Annotated in this window: 1 protein-coding gene; it reads left to right on the top strand. The window is 65.8% G+C overall.

Annotated features, from left to right (window positions below):
- The first annotated feature begins 270 nt into the window (after positions 1–270).
- Complete coding sequence (locus MJ783_RS13565; protein ID WP_239310795.1) at positions 271–507, top strand: hypothetical protein; 237 nt, start codon at positions 271–273, stop codon at positions 505–507.
- Positions 508–521: the final 14 nt, after the last annotated feature.

Raw genomic sequence — 521 nt, 5'->3', positions numbered from 1 at the left:
GCTGGATCCGCACGTTGAGCGGCTCCGGCAAGAGGACTGTCCGGCTCGCCGGTCGACGCCCAACACAGGGTGGCTCCCTCCGCCGCCTCGCGATGCACGCACCCCAGCCCCGCTCCTTGACCCACACCCCTATTGCCGGGCGCTCTTAGCCTGGACGCACCGTCCCAGATGAGGCCCTAACGGCATGTTTAAGCACGAAAGTGCCCTCTGACCTGGGAAGACGGGAGTTCTCTACGTTTCCGTCCATCAGATCGAAAGGGCACTTTCACGGTGCGATTGTTGCATGCGGCGTCGCGGACGCACGCCCGGTTCGACGACCCTGACCTGCTCGCGTGCGCCGGGCTCGTCCCGATCATGCGGCTGGCCGAACGCGCCGGCCTGCCCGAGTTGATCGCCGAACATGTCCGGCCGGCCGATCCGTCGGGTATGCACGCCGATCTGAAGATCGGCTGTCTGGTCGCGGGGATGGTCGGCGACGGCGCGGCAGTGTCGTTTCAATCCCTCTAGGGATGATCAGTGAC

Origin of the sequence: Protofrankia sp. Cj3 (genome assembly GCF_917627355.1) — a bacterium.
Classification (GTDB): Bacteria; Actinomycetota; Actinomycetes; order Frankiales; family Frankiaceae; genus Protofrankia.
The sequence above is the reverse complement of the archived record's forward strand: the minus strand, read 5'-3'. Positions and strand labels throughout refer to the sequence as shown.